This is a genomic window from Neobacillus drentensis (assembly GCF_021560175.1).
Taxonomy (GTDB): domain Bacteria; phylum Bacillota; class Bacilli; order Bacillales; family Cytobacillaceae; genus Neobacillus; species Neobacillus drentensis_A.
This window is the reverse complement of record NZ_CP091110.1, coordinates 1,353,694-1,377,334: the sequence shown is the minus strand read 5'-3', so window position 1 is coordinate 1,377,334 and position 23,641 is coordinate 1,353,694. Positions and strand designations below refer to the sequence as shown.

Annotated in this window: 21 protein-coding genes and 1 tRNA gene; 9 read left to right on the top strand and 13 right to left on the bottom strand. The window is 38.8% G+C overall.

Going from position 1 to position 23,641, the window contains the following annotated elements:
- Positions 1-28: 28 nt before the first annotated feature.
- The 9 genes from L1999_RS06580 to L1999_RS06540 all read right to left on the bottom strand — a co-directional run bounded on the left by L1999_RS06580 (position 29) and on the right by L1999_RS06540 (position 9,370).
- Positions 29-2,116: a glycosyl hydrolase 115 family protein gene (locus L1999_RS06580; RefSeq protein WP_235742821.1), complete on the bottom strand. Its 2,088-nt coding sequence runs from the start codon at positions 2,114-2,116 to the stop codon at positions 29-31.
- Positions 2,117-2,191: 75 nt separating this feature from the next.
- Positions 2,192-3,220 (bottom strand): glycoside hydrolase family 88/105 protein, encoded by a 1,029-nt coding sequence (locus L1999_RS06575; RefSeq protein WP_235742820.1) that lies wholly within the window; start codon positions 3,218-3,220, stop codon positions 2,192-2,194.
- Positions 3,221-3,237: 17 nt separating this feature from the next.
- Positions 3,238-3,396 (bottom strand): hypothetical protein, encoded by a 159-nt coding sequence (locus L1999_RS06570; RefSeq protein ID WP_235742819.1) that lies wholly within the window; start codon positions 3,394-3,396, stop codon positions 3,238-3,240.
- Positions 3,397-3,424: 28 nt separating this feature from the next.
- Positions 3,425-4,732, bottom strand: coding sequence for a Gfo/Idh/MocA family protein (locus L1999_RS06565; RefSeq protein WP_235742818.1), 1,308 nt, complete (start codon positions 4,730-4,732; stop codon positions 3,425-3,427).
- Positions 4,733-4,849: 117 nt separating this feature from the next.
- Positions 4,850-5,605: a 2-dehydro-3-deoxy-D-gluconate 5-dehydrogenase KduD gene (gene kduD / locus L1999_RS06560; RefSeq protein WP_235742817.1), complete on the bottom strand. Its 756-nt coding sequence runs from the start codon at positions 5,603-5,605 to the stop codon at positions 4,850-4,852.
- Positions 5,606-5,628: 23 nt separating this feature from the next.
- Complete coding sequence (locus tag L1999_RS06555; protein ID WP_235742816.1) at positions 5,629-6,471, bottom strand: sugar phosphate isomerase/epimerase family protein; 843 nt, start codon at positions 6,469-6,471, stop codon at positions 5,629-5,631.
- 61 nt (positions 6,472-6,532) lie between these two features.
- Complete coding sequence (kduI, locus tag L1999_RS06550) at positions 6,533-7,363, bottom strand: 5-dehydro-4-deoxy-D-glucuronate isomerase (RefSeq protein WP_235742815.1); 831 nt, start codon at positions 7,361-7,363, stop codon at positions 6,533-6,535.
- A gap of 103 nt (positions 7,364-7,466) precedes the next feature.
- Positions 7,467-8,552, bottom strand: a complete 1,086-nt coding sequence (locus tag L1999_RS06545; protein ID WP_235742814.1) for a beta-galactosidase BglB — start codon at positions 8,550-8,552, stop codon at positions 7,467-7,469.
- Positions 8,553-8,695: 143 nt separating this feature from the next.
- Entirely contained in the window at positions 8,696-9,370 is a 675-nt protein-coding gene (locus tag L1999_RS06540) for a rhamnogalacturonan acetylesterase (protein WP_235742813.1), read from the bottom strand.
- A 403-nt stretch (positions 9,371-9,773) separates the two neighbouring features.
- Here L1999_RS06540 and L1999_RS06535 point away from each other — a divergent pair, with 403 nt between their 5' ends.
- On the top strand, positions 9,774-12,347 hold the full coding sequence (locus L1999_RS06535) for a rhamnogalacturonan lyase (RefSeq protein WP_235742812.1): 2,574 nt from the start codon (positions 9,774-9,776) through the stop codon (positions 12,345-12,347).
- A 178-nt stretch (positions 12,348-12,525) separates the two neighbouring features.
- On the opposite strand, the gene L1999_RS06530 is transcribed toward L1999_RS06535, so the two are convergent.
- Together L1999_RS06530 and L1999_RS06525 are read right to left on the bottom strand one after the other, a co-directional pair.
- Positions 12,526-13,053 carry a methylated-DNA--[protein]-cysteine S-methyltransferase gene (locus L1999_RS06530; protein WP_235742811.1) on the bottom strand — a complete coding sequence of 176 codons (528 nt, stop codon included), beginning with the start codon at positions 13,051-13,053 and terminating at the stop codon, positions 12,526-12,528.
- A complete protein-coding gene (locus L1999_RS06525; protein WP_235742810.1) occupies positions 13,037-13,654 on the bottom strand; it encodes a bifunctional transcriptional activator/DNA repair enzyme AdaA in 618 nt (205 codons plus the stop codon). Before L1999_RS06525 ends, L1999_RS06530 begins: the two co-directional genes overlap by 17 nt.
- 106 nt (positions 13,655-13,760) lie before the next feature.
- Between L1999_RS06525 and L1999_RS06520 the strand changes: the two genes are divergently transcribed.
- Entirely contained in the window at positions 13,761-14,684 is a 924-nt protein-coding gene (locus tag L1999_RS06520; RefSeq protein WP_235742809.1) for a DNA-3-methyladenine glycosylase family protein, read from the top strand.
- A gap of 83 nt (positions 14,685-14,767) precedes the next feature.
- Here L1999_RS06520 and L1999_RS06515 read toward each other — a convergent pair whose 3' ends face one another.
- Entirely contained in the window at positions 14,768-15,265 is a 498-nt protein-coding gene (locus tag L1999_RS06515; RefSeq protein WP_235742808.1) for a hypothetical protein, read from the bottom strand.
- Between the two features lie 1,140 nt (positions 15,266-16,405).
- Here L1999_RS06515 and L1999_RS06510 point away from each other — a divergent pair.
- Together L1999_RS06510 and L1999_RS06505 are read left to right on the top strand one after the other, a co-directional pair.
- Positions 16,406-17,644, top strand: coding sequence for an IS110 family RNA-guided transposase (locus L1999_RS06510; RefSeq protein WP_235742807.1), 1,239 nt, complete (start codon positions 16,406-16,408; stop codon positions 17,642-17,644).
- Positions 17,645-17,935: 291 nt separating this feature from the next.
- On the top strand, positions 17,936-18,631 hold the full coding sequence (locus L1999_RS06505; protein ID WP_235742806.1) for a site-specific integrase: 696 nt from the start codon (positions 17,936-17,938) through the stop codon (positions 18,629-18,631).
- A 129-nt stretch (positions 18,632-18,760) separates the two neighbouring features.
- Here the strand turns inward: L1999_RS06505 and L1999_RS06500 are convergent.
- Positions 18,761-18,833: transfer RNA gene (locus tag L1999_RS06500), tRNA-Val, on the bottom strand.
- Between the two features lie 164 nt (positions 18,834-18,997).
- Here L1999_RS06500 and L1999_RS06495 point away from each other — a divergent pair.
- From L1999_RS06495 to L1999_RS06475, 5 genes are all read left to right on the top strand, one after another.
- A complete protein-coding gene (locus L1999_RS06495) occupies positions 18,998-19,222 on the top strand; it encodes a hypothetical protein (protein WP_235742805.1) in 225 nt (74 codons plus the stop codon).
- Positions 19,223-19,320: 98 nt separating this feature from the next.
- The gene (locus L1999_RS06490; protein WP_235742804.1) at positions 19,321-20,043 is read left to right on the top strand and encodes an alpha/beta hydrolase; all 723 of its coding nucleotides are present in this window, start codon (positions 19,321-19,323) and stop codon (positions 20,041-20,043) included.
- A gap of 111 nt (positions 20,044-20,154) precedes the next feature.
- A complete protein-coding gene (locus L1999_RS06485) occupies positions 20,155-20,667 on the top strand; it encodes a YjcG family protein (protein WP_235742803.1) in 513 nt (170 codons plus the stop codon).
- A gap of 7 nt (positions 20,668-20,674) precedes the next feature.
- Positions 20,675-21,121 (top strand): GNAT family N-acetyltransferase, encoded by a 447-nt coding sequence (locus L1999_RS06480; RefSeq protein WP_235742802.1) that lies wholly within the window; start codon positions 20,675-20,677, stop codon positions 21,119-21,121.
- Between the two features lie 108 nt (positions 21,122-21,229).
- Positions 21,230-23,527: a UvrD-helicase domain-containing protein gene (locus L1999_RS06475; protein ID WP_235742801.1), complete on the top strand. Its 2,298-nt coding sequence runs from the start codon at positions 21,230-21,232 to the stop codon at positions 23,525-23,527.
- Positions 23,528-23,641: the final 114 nt, after the last annotated feature.

The window sequence follows — 23,641 nt, the reverse complement described above, 5'->3', positions numbered from 1 at the left end:
GTTATATTTCTCAAAATAATTAAAACAATTATTTGTTATTACTCCGAATAAACAATTCTTCCAGTCTATTAGAAAGTTCATCATCGGATAAAGGATTACGATGAGTATTTTCCAAATAAATATATTTCTCTGTTTCCGGCATTAAAAAATCCTTATACCATAAGAAGAAATCAGGGCTATCTCCCCGCATTCTGATAAATTTGCGTAAGGCATCGAGTGAATACTGGGTACTTTTTACATTGGTTAACCAATCAGCACGATAAAAATTTTCCCATTTCCCTTGTTCCGCCCGTTTTAATGCGAGAATACTATCGTTATAATGACGTATCGATTGTGACACCCGAACAAATGCAACAGCGTATTCTTGCTTTTTATAATGGAAATATGCATTACATAAGGCTATAAAACCTTTACATCCAGAAACATGTAATTCAACGTGCAATGTAAACTGATCATAGAAACGCTGCTGGTCCTCTACACCAATTTCGGCACTCAAGTTCCGGCATTGCTGTAGTAACTCCTCCCAGCCCCTGAGGCCATCTTTGCATTTGTTCTTAAACCAAAGGACCTGTTCCTCAAAAGGAATTTCACCTGTTGCCCAAAAAAGTTTGGATAAAGGAATATCGACTTTTCCCTGAAGCCAGTGGCCGATAATCTTCCTAGCGGGATGATGGTAAAATTCCTCTCCCGCTCTATCATCTTTATTTTCACCATATAGGATGGATTGGTTGAAATAGCTTTGATATAGCTGTTCGATTTGTTTGTTGCCCGTTTGATACAAACGTTTTATAAAACGCTCTAAGTGTTTTTCTTGATTGACCGTTCCTTTGCTCCATAATTCACTTATTAAATCTAAAGGATAGAGATGGGGACGAATATTTCCGCTGTTCAATAAAAGATACGAATCAGCTCCTGCTTCAAAGGCCTTTTCCACTTCTTCAATAATCATTCCTGGCGGTGATGGGAACATTGTTAAATGATTGGATGCTTGCAAATCATGAAAGGTAATATGATAGTAAATCCCGTGTTCATCTGGATCGTCAGCAGTCGGCAAGGAAGGGATTCTAAGGTTTTCATTCCCTTGTCTGCGTGAGACCATTTTCCCGTATCCATTATCAGCCCAAATGTAGATGACACCCTCTGGCACATTGATATGCCCTTCTTTATACAATTCTGCAATTTCACCATATAGGGCCATAGAACAAACCGGCTGTTCGACAGACTGCTGAATCAATTCATATTGCCTTGCTACTACCTTTGATATCATGTCACCCCGTTTTTCTGGTGTGTCAAATTCCGGGGCATACTGCCAAAAGGGTGCATCTCCTTGTCCGCGGAATGAGAGGACCCAAATGATTTTTTGATGTTTTTGTTTTTCAACGGCTTCCTTCCACAGATTCTCGAAAAGCTCTGGATTATCTTGATAGTTTGGCTGTTTCCCAGGATAGGCTCGTAAAAACATTTCTGCCCCCAGCGGTTCCGCATGGTGATGGGTCAACCATAGGCCCATCTCTGAAGCCAATTCGGCATGAATCCCATGTCTTGGAAGATCTGTTCCAGGGATCACCATATTGCCGCCACAGCGTAATAGCGCTTCAAATACGGGATACCATACCTCTTTTGTAGGAGGATACTCTTCCTTCCAACCTATTAAACAAACCTCATCATTCACAAACCAGCCACGATACTTAACCTTGGATTTGTGCGAATTAAAATTTTTAAAAGGGATCTTTATTTCCGTCTTTTGTTGAATTGGTAAATCAGCCCAAAACCAAAAAGGATCAATGCCTAAATAATCCTTACTGTAATGGAGAAGTCCATATATAATCCCAAGATCATCGTTTCCAATGATGTGCATGACCGGTTTCCCATTTTGAAGATGGAACCGGAAACAATAACCTTCCGGCCACTCGGGACAATCATCCTCCTTTGAAGCATATCGAATGACCAGATCAGGGGCCTCTTCAAGTGAGGAGGTTAATTTAGGAGGCTTACCAAATATCCTTTTATGATCCCTGACGATCATATCTAGGGCATATTGAACTGGGGTTGTTATGTTTACTGGCGGAAAAACAACTGTACTTTTATCGATTAGAACATAAGAGTAATTGAACATATTTCTCCCCTAACTTTTGATTATGTAAAAATACCTGTGGAAGGAATGCCCCTCCGCAGGTTCGATCTGTTTACTCTAATCTTTTTTTGTGCGTTTTAATAATAAGGATAAAAAGGCAAGAACTAAGCCTTGACCCCAGCCCTGTACTCTTTTATAAGAAACCCCTTTATACCCTTCGGCGTCATCCATGACCGCGGTTCCGGCTGAAACATTCAAGATGGACCCGTCCGCTTTGACTTGCTTCAGGATTGCATCAATTGATTTTTGAACATATTTGTTATACAGTTTCCCTTTTGTTAGTAACGCTGCTGCAATCCCTGCCGATCCTGACGTTTCTAAATAGGATTCAGGATCTGTTACAATCGTATGCCAAAGTCCGGATTCATCTTGTAAGCGCACCAATGAACTAAGCTGATCACGGAGTGACCCTTCAATAATCATAAAAGATGGATGCTGCACCTTCACAAGCTCCAAAGCTCTAGCCATGGTGTAGGAAGCCCAGCTGTTTCCACGGGCCCAAAAAATCCCGGACATATGGTTTTGAGCGATGTTGTCCCAGCCATGATAGTATAGGTTGGTCAAGTCATCCTGGAGAAACTGCTCATGACCATGATATTGCTTTAGGCCGAAATCAATGTAATCCTTCCGATCGAGCATATGTCCCATTCGTAAGAGGAAATAGCCCGCCATAAACATCGTATCGACCCATGCCTGCTCAGGGAACACGTTCTTGACACCGTTTACAGTATGCTGCAAAACACCATCTGCAAATTTCTCTGCATCATTTAATAAGAAGTCTGCCATTTGAATGGCATATTCTAAATACTTTTCCTCGTCCGTTGCTTTATATAAAGTGATGAGGGTATGACCGATGGAGGAGGCATTTACCGTTAACTTAGGAAGTCCATCCTCTAATTCCTCATCGACCCAATCCTTAATAAATTGCAAATATTTTTTCTCACCTGTTGCTTCATATGCTTCAGCTACACCGTAAAAGGCAACTCCGCCCGGCCAGTCCCAGCTGAAATCCATTTTTGAGGTCTTATCGACGACGAGTCCAATAGCTTCTTTTACTTTTTCTTCATCAAATACAAGTTGAGGCATCTTTATCCCACCCAAAATTAATAAATATAGATAGTTGGCATAACTTTTTGATTCAATTGAGCTTGAAATGAAACTTTATCGGCGGTTTTTTGAGTCATATCGGCGGTTTTTGGAATTTTATCGGCGCTTTTTAATAACTTATCGGCGCTTTTTCCCATTTTATCGGCGGAATTCAAAAAACACCGTTTGTCCCCTAATAGTTCACTAGACTAATTGAGAAGAATCACTCGTCTGCTTTAATAATTCTTTTATACTAAATGGACGATTTTCCTTACTTGACCGCCAAACCCCTTCACCAACTGCAATCGAAAAGGCCCCCGCTTCGGCACCTGCTAAAATTGGATAAGGACAGCTTGGGTCAACTCCCATGAAGAGATCTTCCTGAAGCAATGGGTCGCCTCCGCCATGTCCCCCTTCATTTAGCAAGACATGAATGATTTCTTTTGAACCAAATAGCGGATAATATTCAATCGTCTGTTCTGGGAATGGGAAAGGAATTCTGCTTGGTTCATGAAATTCCGTTGTTTCAATTCTCCCTTTTGTCCCATTTATAGCTAGGCGATAACCTTCATATGGAAGGGAAAAATTAACGGAGTAGCTTAAAAAAGCGCCTTTGTCATACTTAACTGTCACCGCATACGTATCTTCAATTTCAATTTCATGATCGAAAATACAAGAATCCGGACGATAATTCGTATAATTTTGTGCCGACTTTTCAATACCTTCGGATTTGATATGATCGTCTTTTACCGCCAAGTTATTTCGGCGATTGGACCAGCGCATATAATATTGGCAATTTTGTTTTTCCTGACAAGTACTGCAGTAACGGTGATCAGTTGGACTTGGATTTAATTCTCCGTCTTTACCGTAATAATTTAAGGCCCCATAAGCAAAGACCTGCTCCGGCTTTTGATCGATCCACCAATTTACCAAATCGAAATGGTGAGTTGATTTATGAATTGACAATCCTCCTGAACGATTTCGATCACGATTCCATCTTTTGAAATAGCTGGCACCATGATAGGTGTCGATATACCAGTTCAAATCAACAGAAGTAACTCTGCCAACTTTCCCTTCTAAAATCATCTCCTTAATTTTTCGATGGAAAGGATTATAGCGGTAATTGAAAGCTACAATGACTTTTCCATTACTTCTTGTCTCCGCCTCCATGACTCTTTTGGCATCGTTGGCATTAGTCACCATCGGCTTTTCCGTGATAACCGTTAAGTCATTCTCTAAACCTTGTAAAATATAATCAATATGAGTGTCATCCCGGCTCGTCACCACAACCGTATCTGCATTCGTTTCTTTAATCATTTGTTGAAATTGATGCGGATGATAAACAGGGATCGAACTTAAGGATGGAAAACTTTCCTTGGCGATTTCAAGTCTGCGTTCATCTGGATCGAGTAACCCGACAATTTCATTTTGTTGCGAGAATTGTGTTAAGACTGGCTGAATAAACATTCCAAGTGCACGATTGCTAAGCCCGCAAACTACGATTCTATTCATTTTCGTTACCTCCATTGCCCCATGCTATGTTTTGCTTATTCTTTATTACTTATAAAAAACCCCATTGTAATTCTGTTGAAAGCAAAATTATAATGGGTATGACGATTTAATTTTCAATTAAGAGCTTAACCAGCCGCCGTCTACCGGTAAGATGTGACCGTTAACGTAATTAGAGGCATCAGAAGCTAGGAAAATGACCGCTCCTTTTAAATCTTCTGGAGTCCCCCAACGTCCTTGTGGGATCCTTGAGGTAATGGAGGCATTCCGGCTTTCATCTCCACGGATGGGAGCCGTATTATCCGTCACCATATAGCCAGGTGCTATCGCATTTACATTTACACCTTTACCTGCCCACTCATTTGCAAATGACTTTGTCAAACCTGCCACCGCATGTTTGCTGGCTGTATAGGCAGGAACACGTAATCCACCTTGGAAAGATAACATAGAAGCAATATTAATGATTTTTCCTGAGCCTTTTTCAATCATATGTTTGCCCACTTCACGGCATAATTGGAAAACAGCATGTTGATTGACATTAATGACTTCATACCAATCCTCATCTGAGAAATTCTCCGCTTGTGCACGACGAATGATGCCGGCATTATTTACTAAAATATCAATTTGGCTGGCAATGGATAAAGCTTCTACAACAAGCTCACTTGGCGCCCCTTGCTTGGACAAATCTATTTTAATGTCATAAAAAGTTCCGCCGATTGCTTCAATCTGCTCACGAGTTGCAGACATATCGCTCATGCCTGCACCAATGAGGTCTGCCCCCGCTTCGGCAAGACCAATTGCCATGCCCTGGCCAAGTCCACGGCTTGCACCAGTGATAAGGGCCACTTTCCCTTCTAATGAAAATAAAGATTTCATGTTACTTCCTCCTTCCAAGTCTTTTAGGCTTGCTCGTACTTATTTTTTAAAAACAAGAGACTTTCATTAATAAAAGGTTCTGTCGTTTCTTCCATTAAAATATTAAGATACGGCTTTTTCAGTTTTGTCTGCTTTAAAACAACATTATAATTTAATAGTCCCTGGCCAACTGCCACTGTCTTCAATTGGTTATCCTCTACAACAAAATCTTTGGCATGGAGAATGACCATTCTGCCACCTAGCAGGTCAAACGCTTCTTGGATAACTTTTTCTTGATCTTGATAAGTATCAATCGTTAATAGATTGACTGGATCAAGAATTACTTGAAGATTATTAGAATCGACCATGTCCAATAGCCGTTTCATCACTTTCGAAGAATAAATCGGATGATTCACACCCGCTTCAATCCCTACAATGACTCCAAACTTCTCCGCTTCCCGCACGAGTTCCCGGACACTTTCAACCACTTCCAGAAACGGCTCTTCCTTAAAATTTTCAACTGTATAAACAATTTCGGGATTGACGTTACCCGTTTCGGTCGCCACGATACTGCAGCCAAAATCCCTTGCAAAGCGGATATGCTCTTTAAAACGCTCGATCCCTTTTCTTCGTTCTTTCTTGTCGGGGTGAATCATGTTGAAGTAACAGCCTAATACTGCTATTTGAACATTTTTTCGCGCGAACGCTGTCCCAATATGATGGGCCAAACCAGGACTTAATGTTCCTGGTTCGAGCTTCATATAATCAAAGGATTTACCTAAGGCTAATTGAACAGATGTGAGCCCTTTCCCTGCTATCTCTTCTACTAACTCTTCTAAGGGGCGATTTTCCAGATCATGTGCTCGTATGCCAATGTTCAACTCCATCACCTACATTCAATTTTTTTAAAAAACCGGCATCCCAGAGTTAAATGATCCCTGGAAGCGACTACCTTAAATCTTCCATTTTGACATGATCCATGTCATCATAAGTGATGTTTTCGCCGCACATCCCCCAAATGAAGGTGTAATTGCTGGTAGCAGTTCCGGTATGAATGGACCAGCTTGGGGAGATAGCCGCTTGTTCGTTTTTCATAACCAAATGTCTTGTTTCTTCCGGTTTACCCATGAAGTGGAAGACACGAGTTTCCGGTTCCATATCAAAATATAAATAAACTTCCATACGGCGTTCATGTGTATGACAAGGCATGGTATTCCACACACTTCCAGGTGATAACATGGTTAATCCCATTTGAAGCTGGCAGGACTCACACACATTCGGATGAATATATTGGTGGATTTTTCGTTCATTTAGGGTTCCAGGGCTGCCTGCTTCAAGCGGTTTAATTTCATTAATATCAATTTTTACTGTAGGATATTTATGGTGTGCTGGAGTGGAATTGATATAAAACTTAGCTGGATTTTTAGGATCATTGGATCTAAATAAAACCTCCTTGGTCCCTTTTCCTACATATAAACCGTCATAGCGCTGCATATCATATTCTTCACCGTCAAGAATGACTAAGCCGTCTCCGCCAATATTGATAATCCCCATCTCACGGCGCTCTAAGAAATAACTTACCCCTAGCTCTTTATCAAGCTTAATGGTCAATTCCTTTTCAGCCGGTGTAACGCCTCCGAAAATCATTCGGTCCACATGGGTATAAGTTAGATGGACTTGGTCCGCTTCGAAGAGTGTCTCTACTAAAAATTCTCTTCTTAGCTCCTCAGTATTATATTTCTTCATATCCTCCGGATGATGTGCATAACGAGTTTCCATTCTTCATTCTCCTATTCTATTTTTCATTTTAATCTAGCGCTTAGCGGATATTTCTTCCTGTTTCCTCAGCATACTTCCCAACAAAAACACCGGATCTTTTCACTTAAATTCTGTAATACAAGTACTCTACTAAAGAAAGAATTGCCATGGATTGTCCATATGGCATGCCTGTAACGGGGATTTCCTTGTAAAATTCCTGCGTCTCTCCCATTGCTGTTCCTGCTGAGACATGCTGTAATTCACCTTTTTCGTCGATATTCTCAACCACTGCCTGAATCGCTTTTAGTCCCATATTTAAATACTTTTTATCGGTATAACGCTTCCGTACAGCCTTTAAGGTCCCGAAAGCGAAGCCTGCTGTACATGATGCCTCCACATATGAGGATGGGTCGTTTAGTACCGTATGCCATAAACCGCTTTCATTTTGGTATGTTTCAAGTGCTTCAATTTGTCTATTCAGCGTGTCAATGAGTACTTGACGGACAGGATCGTTATCCGGGAAATCTACTAAATCTAAAAACTCTGGAATTGCAATCGTTACCCAGGAATTGCCTCGTCCCCTTAATGCTTCTGCAAAGTTGTGATTTCCTTCAAATGTCCAGCCATGGAACCATAAACCGGTTTTCTTATCGAACAAATATTTAATATGTACCAAGAATTGTTTTTTGGCCTCTTCAATATACTCCGGCTTGTTAAGTAACAAACCAATTTTGGTTAATGGTAAAACACTCATCATTAAGGTATCATCCCATAGTTGTTGATAATTCTCAGATCCAAACACGACATGCTGAATTCCGCCATCCTTTGTTCTTGGCATATCGTGATAAAGCCAATCTCCCCATGTTTCTAAGTAGGGAAGATAAGTAGGATTGTTGGTTTCTTCATACAAATAGGCGAGTGTTAGCATTTGCACCATTGTGTTAACGTTCTTTTCGACTGGCGGTTCTTTAAACTGATCGTCGAACCAATTTACGATGATAGTTAATACGTTTTCATTTTTTGTCAGTTTGTAATACTTCATCATTCCGTACAGGCCGACACCTGCTGTCCATTCCCAATAGTTAAAGCTCTTATTATCAATTTTTCTACCATCGGCAAGCGGAATCGCATACTTCCCGTCTGGATCATTTAGGTTAACTAGGTTATCAATCAGTAATTCAATTTTCTTTTCAATTTCATGTCTGTGCAATTTGATTACCTCCACTAATGTTATGGCAAGAGCATGCGTATAAAATGGAATTTAGTGTTAAGCATTCACCTTTTATTATATGGACTCCCTTTTTTAAAATAAATTTAAAATTCCGTTTTCTTTTATTAAAAAACAGTGTTTTCTTAAGATTGATTTTCAAGCAAATTTACAAACTTTGAAATAGGCAGCTTTGCCGCGCCCATGCCTTCCGCAACAAGCCTAGCCATTTGTTTGGCCCCTTTTTTTGTAAAATGGGTAAAATCCGTTTCATTGACAGATGCCATAAAATAAGTAAAAACTTCTTCATAACCAAGGGTTTCAAAAGCAGCTAAACTTTTTTCCATTAAATCAATTAACACCACGTTTTCTTCTTTGGCTATTTCTTTCATCGCTTGGCAGTATTCTGGGAAATCATTAATAAACTGGTCCTTTTCACAATGCAGCCTGGCAACAGGTGTAATGAATACCGGTTCTGCCTGGCATTTCCGAGCACCCTCCACATACATCTTTAAATAGTCTTTATAATTAGTTGAGGGATCCGTATAGCGTTCAGGTTTGTTTGCAGTGGCGTCATTATGCCCCATTTGGATTAACAAATAGTCGCCTTCCTTCATTTCCTCTACGATTTTATGTAATCGCCCTTCCTCTACAAAGGTTTTAGAGCTTCTCCCACCGATGGCATGATTGATTACCTGAACATCATCTGTTAGATAGTCTTGAAGAAACTCTCCCCAGCCACCTTGATTTTTTTCGTCTAGATCATAGGATTGGACAGTCGAATCCGCCGCTAGAAAAATAGTTATTTTGTTTATCGTCAAGAATGAACCCCCTCTCACTTCCACTAGCTTACTGTCGTTCTTTTAATAAATAACATAACCTAGACCTGCTTACCATTAGACATTTTTGCACCTGCCAAATACTTAATTGTACTTTTTTGCCTCGTTAGCACCTTTTTGAAACAGCAGGAAACCGGTCCTTTTGTACTGTGAAAATAGGTACAAATCGTCTTTTTAGTGATAGGAACACACTGTATTTTCACTAAAAATAACGGAATTTTAAATTAAATGTTCAGAATAATTAAAATATAATAAAGAGGATTTTTTCATCCTGAAATCCACTTTGGCTTTGTACTTTTAAAAGAGAGAGGTGTTGGCACTCATTACTGTAAGCGCAATCATTTATATCTGCTTTATAAAATACTGTTTTTAGGAGGATAAAAATTTGAAGAAACGTTCTATTACTAAAAAGCTTTTATCTACCACAATCGCATTACCCCTGCTATTAACAAGTGTTTCAACCGCCACTGCCAGCGGAGTCCAAAACAACCAACCTTCAAGCAAGTTCCAGGGAAAAGGTGTCCAGTTAGAGTACCTTGACAGAGGTTTAGTAGCAGCCTCTACATCTGAAGGGGTCTTTTTAAGCTGGCGCCTGCTGGCAAATGAGGCAAAAGGATCCTCTGAAACTGGTTTAACAAGTGTAGATTTTAATGTCTATCGCGACGGTAAAAAGATCGCAACGGTTTCGGACAGTACCAACTTCTTAGATAAAGATGGCAGTACTAATTCCAAGTACTATGTGGGTTCCGTTTTGGACGGTAAAGAATTAGACCAGAGTGCTTCTGTCACAGCATGGGGAAAATCGTATTTCGATTTAGCCCTAAAAAAACCAGCAGATGGAGTAACTCCATCAGGTGAAACGTATACTTACTCGGCAAATGATATGAGTGTGGGGGATGTTGACGGAGACGGAAAATACGAATTTTTTGTCAAATGGTATCCTTCCAATGCCAAGGATGTGTCACAAGTAGGCTATACCGGTAATACGTATATTGATTGCTATAAGTTTGACGGCACTCTCCTCTATCGGATGGATTTAGGTGTGAATATTCGTTCCGGTGCCCATTATACCCAGTTTCTTGTCTATGATTTTGATGGGGACGGAAAATCGGAAATCATGTTCAAAACGGCCCCAGGAACAAAAGTGATTAAATACGACCATGCAGGAAACGTCACCTCAGAAAAATATATCACAATGCAGCAAAAAGACATTGAGGCAGGATACAGCAATACGGATGATTATCGGATGAGTAAAGAAGACTATTATAATCACGTGGTTAATATGTTTATGAACTGGGACAAGCAGGAAGAGGTAGTGAACGGTCATTGGCCGAAAACACTTGAAGAATGTTTTGGAATCGAAAAGAAATACAGTTACCCTCTTTCAAAAGAAGATGCTAAAAGCTTAACCGATTATTTTATGGATGTATATGCCCCTAAAAGAAGCAGCAATAACAAACTAAGAAACTTTGAAGGCTTTATTGTTGACGGTCCGGAGTATTTATCAGTATTTAACGGAGAAACAGGTGCTGAGATGGATACCATTGACTATAAACCTGGACGGCACGACGATGGTTTAATGTGGGGAGACTATGCCATGGCGAGAATTGAGCCTGGGAACCGCGTAGACCGCTTTTTAGCAAGTGTAGCTTACCTCGATGGAGAAAAGCCATATGCTGTTTTTGGCCGCGGTTATTATACAAGAACCAATCTGGTTACATATAGCTGGGATGGGAAAAAACTGAAGGAAAACTGGGCGGTTGACAGCGGATGGACACCAATGACTAATCCATTTAACGATGGGCCTCATGGCAGAGATGGTACAGACCCTGTATTTGGTTCGATTACAACACAAGGAGCCCATTCACTAAGTGCTGCAGATGTTGACGGGGATGGAAAGCAAGAAATCGTATATGGAGGTGCAACCATCGACGATGATGGTTCTCTGTTATACAGTTCAAAGGATATTTTGCCGCCACAAAGCTCATCACCAGGAACCCTTGCCAGATTGGGACATGGGGATGCCCTTCATGTAACAGACATTGACCCAAATAGACCTGGAATGGAAATCTTTATGGTTCATGAGGGAGCAACAGGAGCCCCATATGGGTATTCCCTCCGCGATGCTAAAACAGGTCAAACTATTTATGGGGGTTATACCGGTAAGGATACGGGTCGAGGTATGGTTGGAGATGTGGATCCATCGCACCCAGGTTTAGAAACATGGGCCGTTGGTTTATGGACAGCGGATGGACAAAAAATAAGCAATACTACACCTGGAACTAACATGAACATTAAGTGGGCTGCAGATATGACCACTCAAATTGTGGACGGGGCACGAGAGGTTACTCCTACTATTAAAGATTGGCGGAAGGGTACTGTCCTTACTGCTGAAGGTACATTAACAAACAATGATACAAAGGGCAATCCTGGGTTAGTTGCGGATATATTTGGTGACTGGCGTGAGGAGCTTCTTGTCCGAACTGCCGATAGCTCTGCCATCCGGGTTTATCTCAGCACGGAAGTAACAAATCACAAATTGTATACATTAATGCATGATCCTCAATATCGCGCGGAAGTTGCTAGACAGAACACAGCCTATAATCAGCCTTCCTACACAAGCTTTTATTTTGGAAGTGATATGAACTGGGCAAATGTCCCGCTCAAAGTATACTGGACACCTGGTGTGTTATCAGCAATCGAGAAAAAGATTACCGATTACAAAGCAAATGGAGAAGTATCTGGACCTATTGTTCCACAGTTAGAAAATTCACTGAAACAAGCGCAATTCCACTTGGAAAAAGGATCAGTTGAAACGGCACTGACTTTTATGGAAAAGTTTGCTTTTGAATTAGCCAAGAAAACAATTCAAAATGATCTATCATCCAATGCAAAGTTAAACCTAAGCCATGATGCACAAGAAATGATTGATATGTTAGAAAAAGTAGAGAATAAATAAGCCAATTTGCGGATAGAGTGTCTCAACTTGCGGTTAAGCTACTCTTACTTGCGGATAGTCTACTCCCACTTGCTGATAGATGTTTCAATTTGCGGAAAGCAAATCATTAACTGAAAAAGAATTTAAACGTGTAAAAGGTGCCAAACAACTGATGATTATAAGTTGTTTGACACCTTTTTTATTGTGATAACCCTTTTCGTTCCAATTCTAGAAGCCGGGTTTTCATCTCTAAACCACCTCGATAGCCTGTCAACGCTCCGTTCTTTCCTACAACCCGATGGCAAGGAACTGTTATTAAGATGGGGTTAGCGCCAATTGCAGTACCAACAGCCCGAACGGCAGCGGGTTTGTTTATAGCATTGGCTATTTCAGAATAAGATCTAGTTTCTCCGTAGGGGATCTCACTCAAAGCGGTCCACACCGATAGTTGAAAGTTTGTTCCATTGAAATCAAACGGAATGGTAAAGAACTTTCGTTTGCCATCTAGGTATTCAGCAAGTTCAATCTCATATTGCTTGAGTTCTTCCCGACTTTCAACAATAGGACTTCCGGGAAAGCGTTTCTTTGCCCATTCAGTTAATTCTTCAAACGGCATATTCTGAGAACCTACAAAACAAAGTCCTTTTGAGGATGCTGCAAGGTATATCTTCCAATTATTATAATCTAAGAATGACCAATAAATAGTCGGCTTAGTCTGTGATTTCACTTTTCGATTCCTCCATGTTGCATTTTGACTGACGGTATTGTGAAGGTGTTTCTCCCGTCTTCTTTTTAAAAAGTGTAATAAAATAAGGTGTATTAGGGATACCTACCATTCTAGATATTTCAGTAACTGCTCTGTCAGACTTTATTAAGAGTTCTTTAGCCTTGACTATTCTGACATCATGAATATATTCAACAGGTGTCATCCCTTTTACTTTTTTAAAGGTTCTCTGTAAATGGTAGGGACTTCCATGACTAATCTCCGCCAGCGTTTCAAGCGTCAATTTGCAATGATAATTTTCTTTTATAAAATTAGTAATCGAATGAATCCATTCCTGGTCGGGCAGGTTTGGTTCAGTGGGCTTGCAGCGTTTGCACGGACGGAAATTGGCTGACATGGCTTGTTCAGAACTTTGAAAGATTATAACATTCTCTTTTTTGGGAACACGTGACTTGCAAGATGGTTTACAGAATATCCCGGTGGACTTTACAGCATAGAAAAATAAATCATTATATGCTGGGTCGTTCTCGATAATTGCCTGCCAATTTTCATCTGTAATCATTCCCATATCAAAGTCCATAGAAAACTCTTTTTGAACACCCATTTTCCCACCTCTCTCTTATTATAACGCACGGCTTCATAAAATTGCTGCTTTCCAAATAGAAGAGCAAGATTACGAAATTGTTTTTTGTGATAATAATAGAAAATGAATGCGAGGGATTAAATTGAAAAATATAAATGACAATTGTGAGTTTGTTATTGATTTACCGAATGACTTTGATATGGATGCAAATCTAGGATATTTAGGACGAAGTACGAATGAATGTATGTTCGAGATTGAGTATGGAACGATCACAAGAGTTATTTCTACAGGTTCCAAATACAGACTTATCCAAATTCATGCCAATCAGCAAAACCAACTAATCGTTCAGTTTATCGACTCTTCACCAGTAGAGCCAGCGCAGCAGGAGGAAGTGATTCGATTTATTCGGGAATGGTTCGACCTGGACCGAGATTTATCCCCTTTTTATGAAATGGCGAAAGAAGACACGCTATTGGAGAAGCCATTGCAAAGTTTCTACGGATTAAGGCTAATCGGAGTGCCTGATTTATTCGAAGCCCTATGTTGGGGAATTTTAGGACAGCAAATTAATCTTACATTTGCCTACAGGTTAAAAAAGCAGTTTGTTGAAAAATTCGGAGATTCAATTGAATGGAATGGAAAAAAATATTGGACATTTCCGACCTATTCACAAATTGCTCAATTATCACCTGCTGATTTGGCGGAAATTAAAATGACTGTAAAGAAAAGTGAATATATTATTGGCATTGCACAGTTAATGAACAATGGTGAGCTTTCTAAGGAAAAACTATTGGCGATGGATTTTAATGAGGCTGAAAAAAGTTTGATTAAGATTCGCGGAATCGGTCCATGGACAGCAAATTACGTCTTAATGCGCTGCTTGCGATTTCCGACAGCTTTTCCGATTGATGATGTCGGCTTACATAATGCCATAAAGTTCTTAAAGGGTTACGATAAAAAACCAACAAAGGCTGAATTAAAAGAACTCTCATTAAAATGGTCCGATTGGCAGGCCTATGCTACCTTTTATTTATGGAGGGTTCTCTATTAGTTTTATTTTACTGTTTTCAACTTTTAAAGCCTTAATTTCATGAAAAATATACCTTGAAGAGAGGTATTTTTTCATTTGAAATCTTACGTTTGCTTTCTACTACTATTACTAGTAATGAACACGTAATAGATCCCTGTCAGTGTTTGAATAATTAAAAATATTGGAAAAGAATACGGTAATCGATAATGATTTTGATATGTAAGGATATTTAGAAGTGTAGCAATCCATTGAAATGTAATTCCAATAATAGACCAGGCCGTAATATAAACTATGAACGTTATTTTATTAATTCGTAACACGTTGTAGTAATACATAAAAAAATATCCAAACGGTGCAAATAATGAATAATAAAACAAGTCAAATAATTCATAGTGATTCGTATCATTCTGCCTGTAAAAATCTAGGATACCTCCACCAATCGTAAAATCAAACAACATACCTGTTGTTAAACCTGATAGGACACTTATACAAGTTACTTCTCTACTTAGTCTTTTAGGTAAGAAAAACATTAATGAGTAGGCGATTACATTAAAGATAATTAATGATATTTCGTTTAAATCAAAATGCCCAATCCAAATCATTTATTAGTCTCTCCTTTTAACACAAATGACTTGTAGCAATATAGAATAAAATATCCTATTAAATGTAATAAGACGTAGTTTACAAAAACATAAAGCAAATTCCATTGATGAAAATCGACAACATCAAATTTCAGTAAAACAATATTGATGAGAACTAAAACAAAGGAAGAAATAAGACTGGCAATAAATTTCTTTAATACTGATGAGTTTCTAGGTATGCAATTTATGCCAATTAATAAAAGGAATGGTGCAATAAAAGTTCGATAAAGAATATACCCTGTATAATTTAGTGGTGCTGTAGAATAGGTAGCATACTTTAGTTCGTCATTGGTTATCCATCCACGGTTAAGATCAATAAGAAATAGGCAGAAGATCAGCGCAGAATTTTCCAATTTCGTATATGGTTTCTTCATAGCATAAAAAACTGATATACATAACCACGATAGATATACAATGATTGATAATGCCATCGTCCATTCACCTCTACTATTATCAGCTTAAATATATCCTTTGAAGAAGTATAAGTATCTATGCACTATTATTTGTAAGCTTTGTCATTAAATAGCATTGTCTCTTTAGTTTGCCTATATTAATAAAAACACAAAAAAGCCCTAACATCTTTTAGATGTTAGGACTAGTTATGACCTGTGAGGGGTTCGAACCCCCGACCTCACCCCTGTCAATGATAGATATACTTTATGATTATAACAGTTTAATTAAGAAAGTATTGTTATAACAAGGATTTCGATAAGGCTTAATATGATTGAATTTTTGCTATTGGAAATAGTTAGCTTAAATTTGTCCCCAAAGTGTCCCCAATTGTCCCCACCGTAGAACAGTTAGAAAAATGCGGGTTGGAACAGCTTACCTTCTTAAACTCTAGCACCCGTTCGTAATATAAGGTTAGCCAGATATTTCTGGTTGACCTTTTTCTATATGGTCTTATTATATCGGTAGTCGGGGTAGAACGTCGCACCCGTGGGACTCGTTCCCGTCAACTAAACTGTTCACCCCCTACTTGTATAAACATGTTTCAGGCTGGTTGGGACCACGATCCCGTTTAACAAGCGAACCTATGACATTACAAGGAGCATTAGGGGTTACCGACTAATTTGTATTTCTAGGAGGAGGAGAAAATTAATGAATCCAGTGATTGGTCTGGATGTATCAAAAGGAGAAAGTCAGGTTCAAGCGTTTTTAGATAAAGGTAAACCCTATCGTAAAAGTTTTAGTATTACTCACGATCTTAAGGGATTAGGATGTTTATTAGAGTTCCTTAAAGATGTTGAAAAGGCTGCTGGTGGTCATCAACCTTCGGTTGTTTTAGAATCAACTGGTCATTATCATATTCCCGTTATTCAGTTTCTAGAGGAACAAAATTATGTTTATATTATCGTCAATCCCCTTATCTCTCATAGAGCTAAGAGCTCAAGCCTCCGAAAGGTAAAAACTGATGCAATTGATGCTTATCACCTTTGTGAACTGTTTTATAAAGAGGAGCTAGAGCCTTACAAAAAGCGTGGAGTTCAACTATTAAACCTACGTAATCTGACAAGACAACAGGAGAGTATTGCTGAAATATCGGCTAAAACAAAGATACAGTTACATTCTTTAATTGATCAGGTTTTTCCCGAGTATCGGGGTGTATTTGGAAGCCTATATTCGAAAGTATCACTGCTTACTTTACTAGAATTCCCTACTTCTAAGGCTGTATTAAGTGTGAGTGAAAAAGAGTTAACGGATAAAATAGCTTCATTATGTACGAGTCGTTCGGAGTCTTGGGCAAAGGAAAAGGCACAGAAGTTAAGAGAAGCAGCCCTTTGTGATCCTTTTCAAAACAATCTCTACGATAGTCATATTTTTAACCTTGAAATCTTGGTTAAGATTGTTCTTCAATACCAAGAGCATCTATCCAATATTGCGGATGAAATAGATGCCCTCGCTAGTGAAATTGAAGAATATGAAATCCTTCAATCTATCCCTGGAATCGGAGAAAAAATCGCTGCCACGATTATTTCTGAAATTGGAGAGATAGATCGATTTAATGATGCCAAGAAGTTAGTTGCGTTCGCTGGAATAGATCCTAGTGTATACTCTTCTGGGAAGTTTACTGCATCAGTAAACCGAATAACTAAACGTGGATCTTGTAGACTTCGACACGCCTTATATTTGGCTGTTCAAAGTGGTATTCGGGATAGTCGAAAAAAGAAAACAACTGATGAGATTATTCCACGTAATAAAAGACTACGAGAGTTTTATGACAAGAAACGAGAAGAAGGAAAACCCTTTAGAGTAGCCATTATTGCTTGTGTAAACAAACTCTTACATTGGATTTATGCCTTACTAAAAAGCAGAACCACTTTCCAAGATATAGTTTAGGAACTATATCTAACTAAATACAACAAAACCTTCCAATTACTAAACAACGGAAGGTTATTTGGCATGAACATTTTTAGTATATCATGTGGTTATTAAACTTTTTATTGAAAAATGTTGACAAACTATTAGCTGGTTTAGTTCAAAAAGAAATATAGAAATAGAGGTAATAACAATAATCGGATTGGCAAATCGAAAATCTCAGCATACAGTAATCTACATAAATATCACCACCGGATACTGCGAGACATTTTCGGTCGTGCCACAGAATGGGGGCTAATAAAAACAAATCCATTGGAAAAGGTAAAGCGGCCAAAAGTCATACAAAATAAAACGGATGTTTATACAAAAAATGAAGCGATAGAGCTATTTAAATTACTTCAAAATGAACCTATCCATTGGAGATTAATTATCACCCTTGCCATTACAACTGGATTAAGACGTGAAGAACTGCTTGGCTTACAATGGCAGGATTTAGATCTTGAAAAAGGAACCTTACAAGTAAACCATTCCTTAACACACACCAAAGGATCAGGACATAAACTAACCATTCCTAAAACTAAAAGTTCTCTTAGAATGGTATCGATCCCGGCTTATCTTGTAAAAGAACTGAGAAAGTATAAAAACATTAAAAATAAAGAGCGTTTGAAGGCAGCGGAACTGTGGGAAGGTGGTGATCATTTCTTTGTTTTTTGTTCCTGGAATGGAAAGCCTTTTTATCCAACAGTTCCAGGTACATGGTGGAGACGTTTTATTAAGAGGACTGGTTTTAAGTACATCCGATTCCATGACCTGAGACACACAGCTGCTACCCTTCTTATAAATGAAGGTGAACATGCTAAAAATATTTCAGAACGATTAGGTCATGCGAACATCACTACAACAATGAATATTTATAGCCATTATTTAAGGGAGGCGGATGAAAGAGCAGCAGCAAAATTTGATGCACTATTCTCCCCCGTTAAACAAACAGACCAGAAGAAGGCATAGAAAAGTAAATTTATTTTTGTCCCCATATTGTCCCCAAATTTACTGTATTAATCGTTTTACCATTGACTGTACTAATAAAAAACAACAAAAAGCCCTTTAAAGTAAGGGCTTTTGTCTTTTCTGTATTAATGACCTGTGAGGGGTTCGAACCCCCGACCTCAACCCTGTCAAGGTTGCGCTCTCCCAGCTGAGCTAACAGATCTCTTTTTAACTTACAAATCTAATTATAGTAAAAAAACTAAGAATGTCAATACCATTTTTTCTCTTTGTTCACAAAACAAAAATAGAACACTAGTTCCCATTTAACTTGAATAAAGAACTAACGTTCGGTTATAATATACCTATAAGCCAAAAGGAGTGATTACCATGGATGGGCTGCTAATCCGTTCAATTGAAGAACACATGCCAATTGAAATGATTTATCTTGCTGAAAACCAAAAACTATCCCAAAGAAAGCTAATTGTAAAAGAAATAAACGATGACTACATTCGTGCCTATTGCCTGCTTCGCAAACAAATGCGTACCTTTAAACGAGAAAACATCTTATCGATTATGCCGGAAACTCGTTCCCATAAACCCTACCTCCATTAATCTATCCCAGCTCCCACAACCACTACCTTTACTAAAAGCATCTTTTTTCTATTTATGATAAAATGCAGTTGTAAAAAATGAACTACGGGGGACAATTCATGCAGTATCCAAAAGGCACAATCAAAGAATATAGCTTTCATAGCTCCGAACTACAAGAAACCATGCAGCTCCTTATCTATCTGCCCGCAAACTACTCGCCATTGTACAAATACTCACTGCTAATTGCCCAAGACGGCAGAGATTATTTTCAGCTTGGACGAATTGGACGATTAGCAGATGAGTTACTTTTTAAACAAGAAATTGAAAATATTATCATTGTTGGGGTACCCTATAAGGATGTAGCCGACCGACGACGGAAGTACCATCCTGAAGGGGACCAAAACCAGCAGTATATTCGTTTTCTTGCCCATGAATTAGTTCCCTTTCTCGATAAGGAATTTCCAACCTATCAGATGGGTTCCACCAGGGCATTACTTGGTGATTCTCTTGGTGCCACCGTTTCTTTAATGACGGCATTACAATACCCGCATACATTCGGAAAGATTTTACTTCAGTCACCATTGGTCGACCAGCACATTTTTAAACTGGTAGAAGACTTTAATGAAGGTCATCATGTTGAGATTTACCATGTGATCGGTATGCAGGAAACGGAGGTACAAACTACAGACGGGAAAATACAAAACTTTATAAGTCCAAATAGGTTATTGGCTAAAAAAATACATGAAAAACCAATTACATACTTTTATGAAGAATTTAATGGAAATCATACATGGACCTATTGGCAGCCTGATTTAAAGAGGGCTCTTAAACTGTTTTTTTAGAATATCTACAGTTGTTTATTTGTTTAATATATTTTGAAAATTTGCTATAATAACTGAAAGCGATTTTATAAATATTTTCCTAAAATAATTTCAATCATTGGAGGTAACCGCATGAAATTTGGTGTTGTCATTTTCCCGTCCAAAAAGCTTCAAGATATCGTGAACTCTTATCGCAAACGTTACGATCCGCATTATGCTCTTATTCCTCCACACTTGACATTAAAAAGTGCTTTTGAAGCTACAGAAGAAAATGCTAAGAATTTTGCTGATAAACTACGTAAAATTGCTGAAAATACTAGCCCTTTTTCTTTAAAAACAGCAAAAATTAGTTCCTTCAAGCCAGTAAATAATGTAATCTATTTTAAGGTGGAGCCATCGATCGACCTCTCCATCCTACATTCGGAAATCAATCGCGAATTAAATGATGAAAATACAGAATATGCCTTTGTCCCCCATATTACGATTGGCCAAAAACTGTCAAACGATGAACACTCTGATGTTTATGGGTCACTGCGGATGACAAAAATTGATCATGAAGAAACGATTGACCGCTTCCATCTGCTTTATCAATTAGAAAATGGTTCTTGGACCGTTTATGAAACATTTCGTCTTGGAAAGGAATAGTAGAAACGTGATAATTAAGGTTGTAGAAAATCAAAAAGAACTTGAAGATGCTTTTTCGATCAGAAAAATTGTATTTGTACAGGAGCAAAATGTTCCAATCGAAGAGGAAATTGACCAATATGAGGATGACGCCACCCATTTTGTTATGTATGGAGATACATCCAATCCCCTTGCTGCAGGGAGATTCCGTGTAGTTGATGGTTACGGTAAAGTCGAACGGATTTGTGTGTTAAAAGAAGCCCGTAAAACTGGAGCAGGAAGAAAAATGATGAACGCAATCGAATCTTTCGCTCGGAAACAAGGCTTACATAAACTAAAACTAAATGCCCAGACCCATGCCATTCCCTTCTATGCAGGACTTGGCTACGAGGTTGTATCAGAGGAATTTTTGGATGCTGGTATTCCTCATAAAACGATGGTCAAACAAGTTCCTACAGAAGCACTTGCCGATTAACCGGCAGGTGCTTCTTTTTACTGGTTAAATTATCAAACACTTTCCGAAGCCGGCTCGTTTTGTTAAGATAGAACATGTGTCATTTTCACGAAATAGAGGTTTTAATATATGAAAACAGCTTTCTATCAACAACAGCTTATCCGACTCTCACAATTGGCTCGAGATCAGTACCAAAAAATATATTTAGCAGGAAAAAATGGAGAACTTGTCTGTCCCACCTGCCATGAAAAAGTAAAATTATTTCTCGGCATCGGGATGGAGCCGCATTTTTTTCACGTCCAATCACCTGAAAAAAAATGCCTTGACCCTGACCCCATTATAGTTTCGGATGATACACCACATTATATCAAACGGAATGGTTTTAAAATCCCTCAAGGACGGACCATTACCGAGACAAACACAAACCTAGAATTATTTCAACCTGCTAAACCGATTGAATACTCTGTTCCTTATACACCACCTAATAAAAATATTGGGCAAGAACTGCCGCCTTATTTACGAGTACTTGCTGAAAGAGGAGTAGTGCTCGATAAAAGCCAAGTAGAGGCCGTCATACAAACAGATGGCTCGTTGCTAGTCCTAGCGGGGGCTGGGAGTGGCAAAACGCGTGTATTAACAGCACGGACGGCTTACATGCTCGAGGTGAAGCTGGCTGATCCTGGCTCTATTATGCTTGTAACCTTCACCTCCAAGGCCGCTGCAGAAATGAAAAATCGCCTTTTATCCTATCCAAATATGCAGCGGGGAAAAATCAATCAGCTTGTGACCGGTACCTTTCACAGTATCTTCTACCGTATCTTAATGTTCCATGATGCCGCCAATTGGTCCTCCAATCATTTACTTAAGAAGGATTGGCAGCGCGATAAAATTCTTAAAGAGGCTGGGAAAGCCCTCCAATTATCAGAAAAGGAATTTGCCTATGATTTAGCTCTTCAACAAATAGGCTTTTGGAAAAACTCCCTTCTCATGCCGAACGAAGTCAAACCCACATCTGATTGGGAAGAAAGCGCACTTTTTTTATATAAAAAGTATGAGGAATATAAACAAACAGAAGGATTATTTGATTTTGACGATATGTTAATTGGCTGTTATCAATTATTTATTTCGTCTCCTTCCCTCTTAGAGTATTACCAGGATAAGTTCCAATACTTTCTAATTGATGAATTTCAAGATATAAACAGAGTTCAATATGAGTTAATTAAACTGTTATCTAGCAAGCATAAAAATGTCTGTGCGGTCGGTGATGATGACCAGGCCATCTACTCCTTTAGAGGCAGTGACCCTAGTTATCTTTTAGATTTTGAAAAAGACTTTCCTAATGCAAAATTAGTAACTCTTGAGCAGAATTATCGCTCCTCACATGAGATTGTCGCTGCCGCGAACCAAATGATTGCTTTAAATAAAAAACGCCGATTAAAACGCATGGAGGCACAATACACCTCAGGTATCCTTCCTCAATTATTTTTTCCATATGATGAGGAAGAAGAGGCCACGATGATTGTGACCGATATCCAGGAAAGAATTTCACAAGGTGCAAAACCCGGTGATTTTGCCATTCTTTATCGGACAAATGTCAGTTCTCGTGCCATCTTTGAGAGATTAGCAGCCTCAAACCTGCCTTTTAGGATTGACCAAGATGCCGAAGCATTTTACGACCGGTTTATTGTTAGAAGTGCGCTTGCCTTTATGAAGGTCAGTTTAAATGAGGACGACCCGAGTGCCTTAGGCGATCTTTTGCCTTTATTATTTTTAAAACAAACGGTCCTAAAGGATTTAAAGGCTGAGAGCATTCTGAAGGATTGCAGCCTTCTTGAGGCACTTTCACATTTGAAAACGGCTCACGCTTTTCAAGAGAAAAAACTAAAAAAAGCGGTTACTCTCATACGCGGGCTTAAGCATTTATCTCCGTCTGTTGCGATTGAACAAATCGAAAAAGAAATTGGATTCCTTGATTTTTTAAAGAAACGTGGGAATGAATCGAGTAAGCTTGAAAAAGGCTCTGATGATCTAAAAGATCTTAAAGTTGCAGCAAAAAGCTTTACAACAATTGAAGCTTTGTTAGAACACGCACAGCATATGTCGGCCATGAATAAAGAAATTAAGAATATGAGCAGACATTTTACTGATGCGATTACGCTTAGTACCATTCACCGGGCTAAAGGGCTTGAATATAAAACCGTTTATTTGATTAGTGCAGTAGACGGCAGTTTACCGCACGATTTTGCTCTTGAATCTTACCGTGCTGGCGATCTTGATCCGCTTGAAGAAGAACGAAGATTATTTTATGTAGCAATGACTAGGGCAAAAGAGGAGCTGTTCATCTCCATTCCAAATAATAGACGAGGGAAGAAAGCAAATCGCTCCAGATTTTTAGCTCCTATTAATAAAAAGAGGAAGACCAATTAATTTGTACGTACACTTTGGTCCTCCTTTACTCTCGGCATTCGCCGTTTTGGATGGTACAAGGATTCTCTTGTACCATTTTTACTTTATTGATTTATTGCTTTATTGCTTTATTAA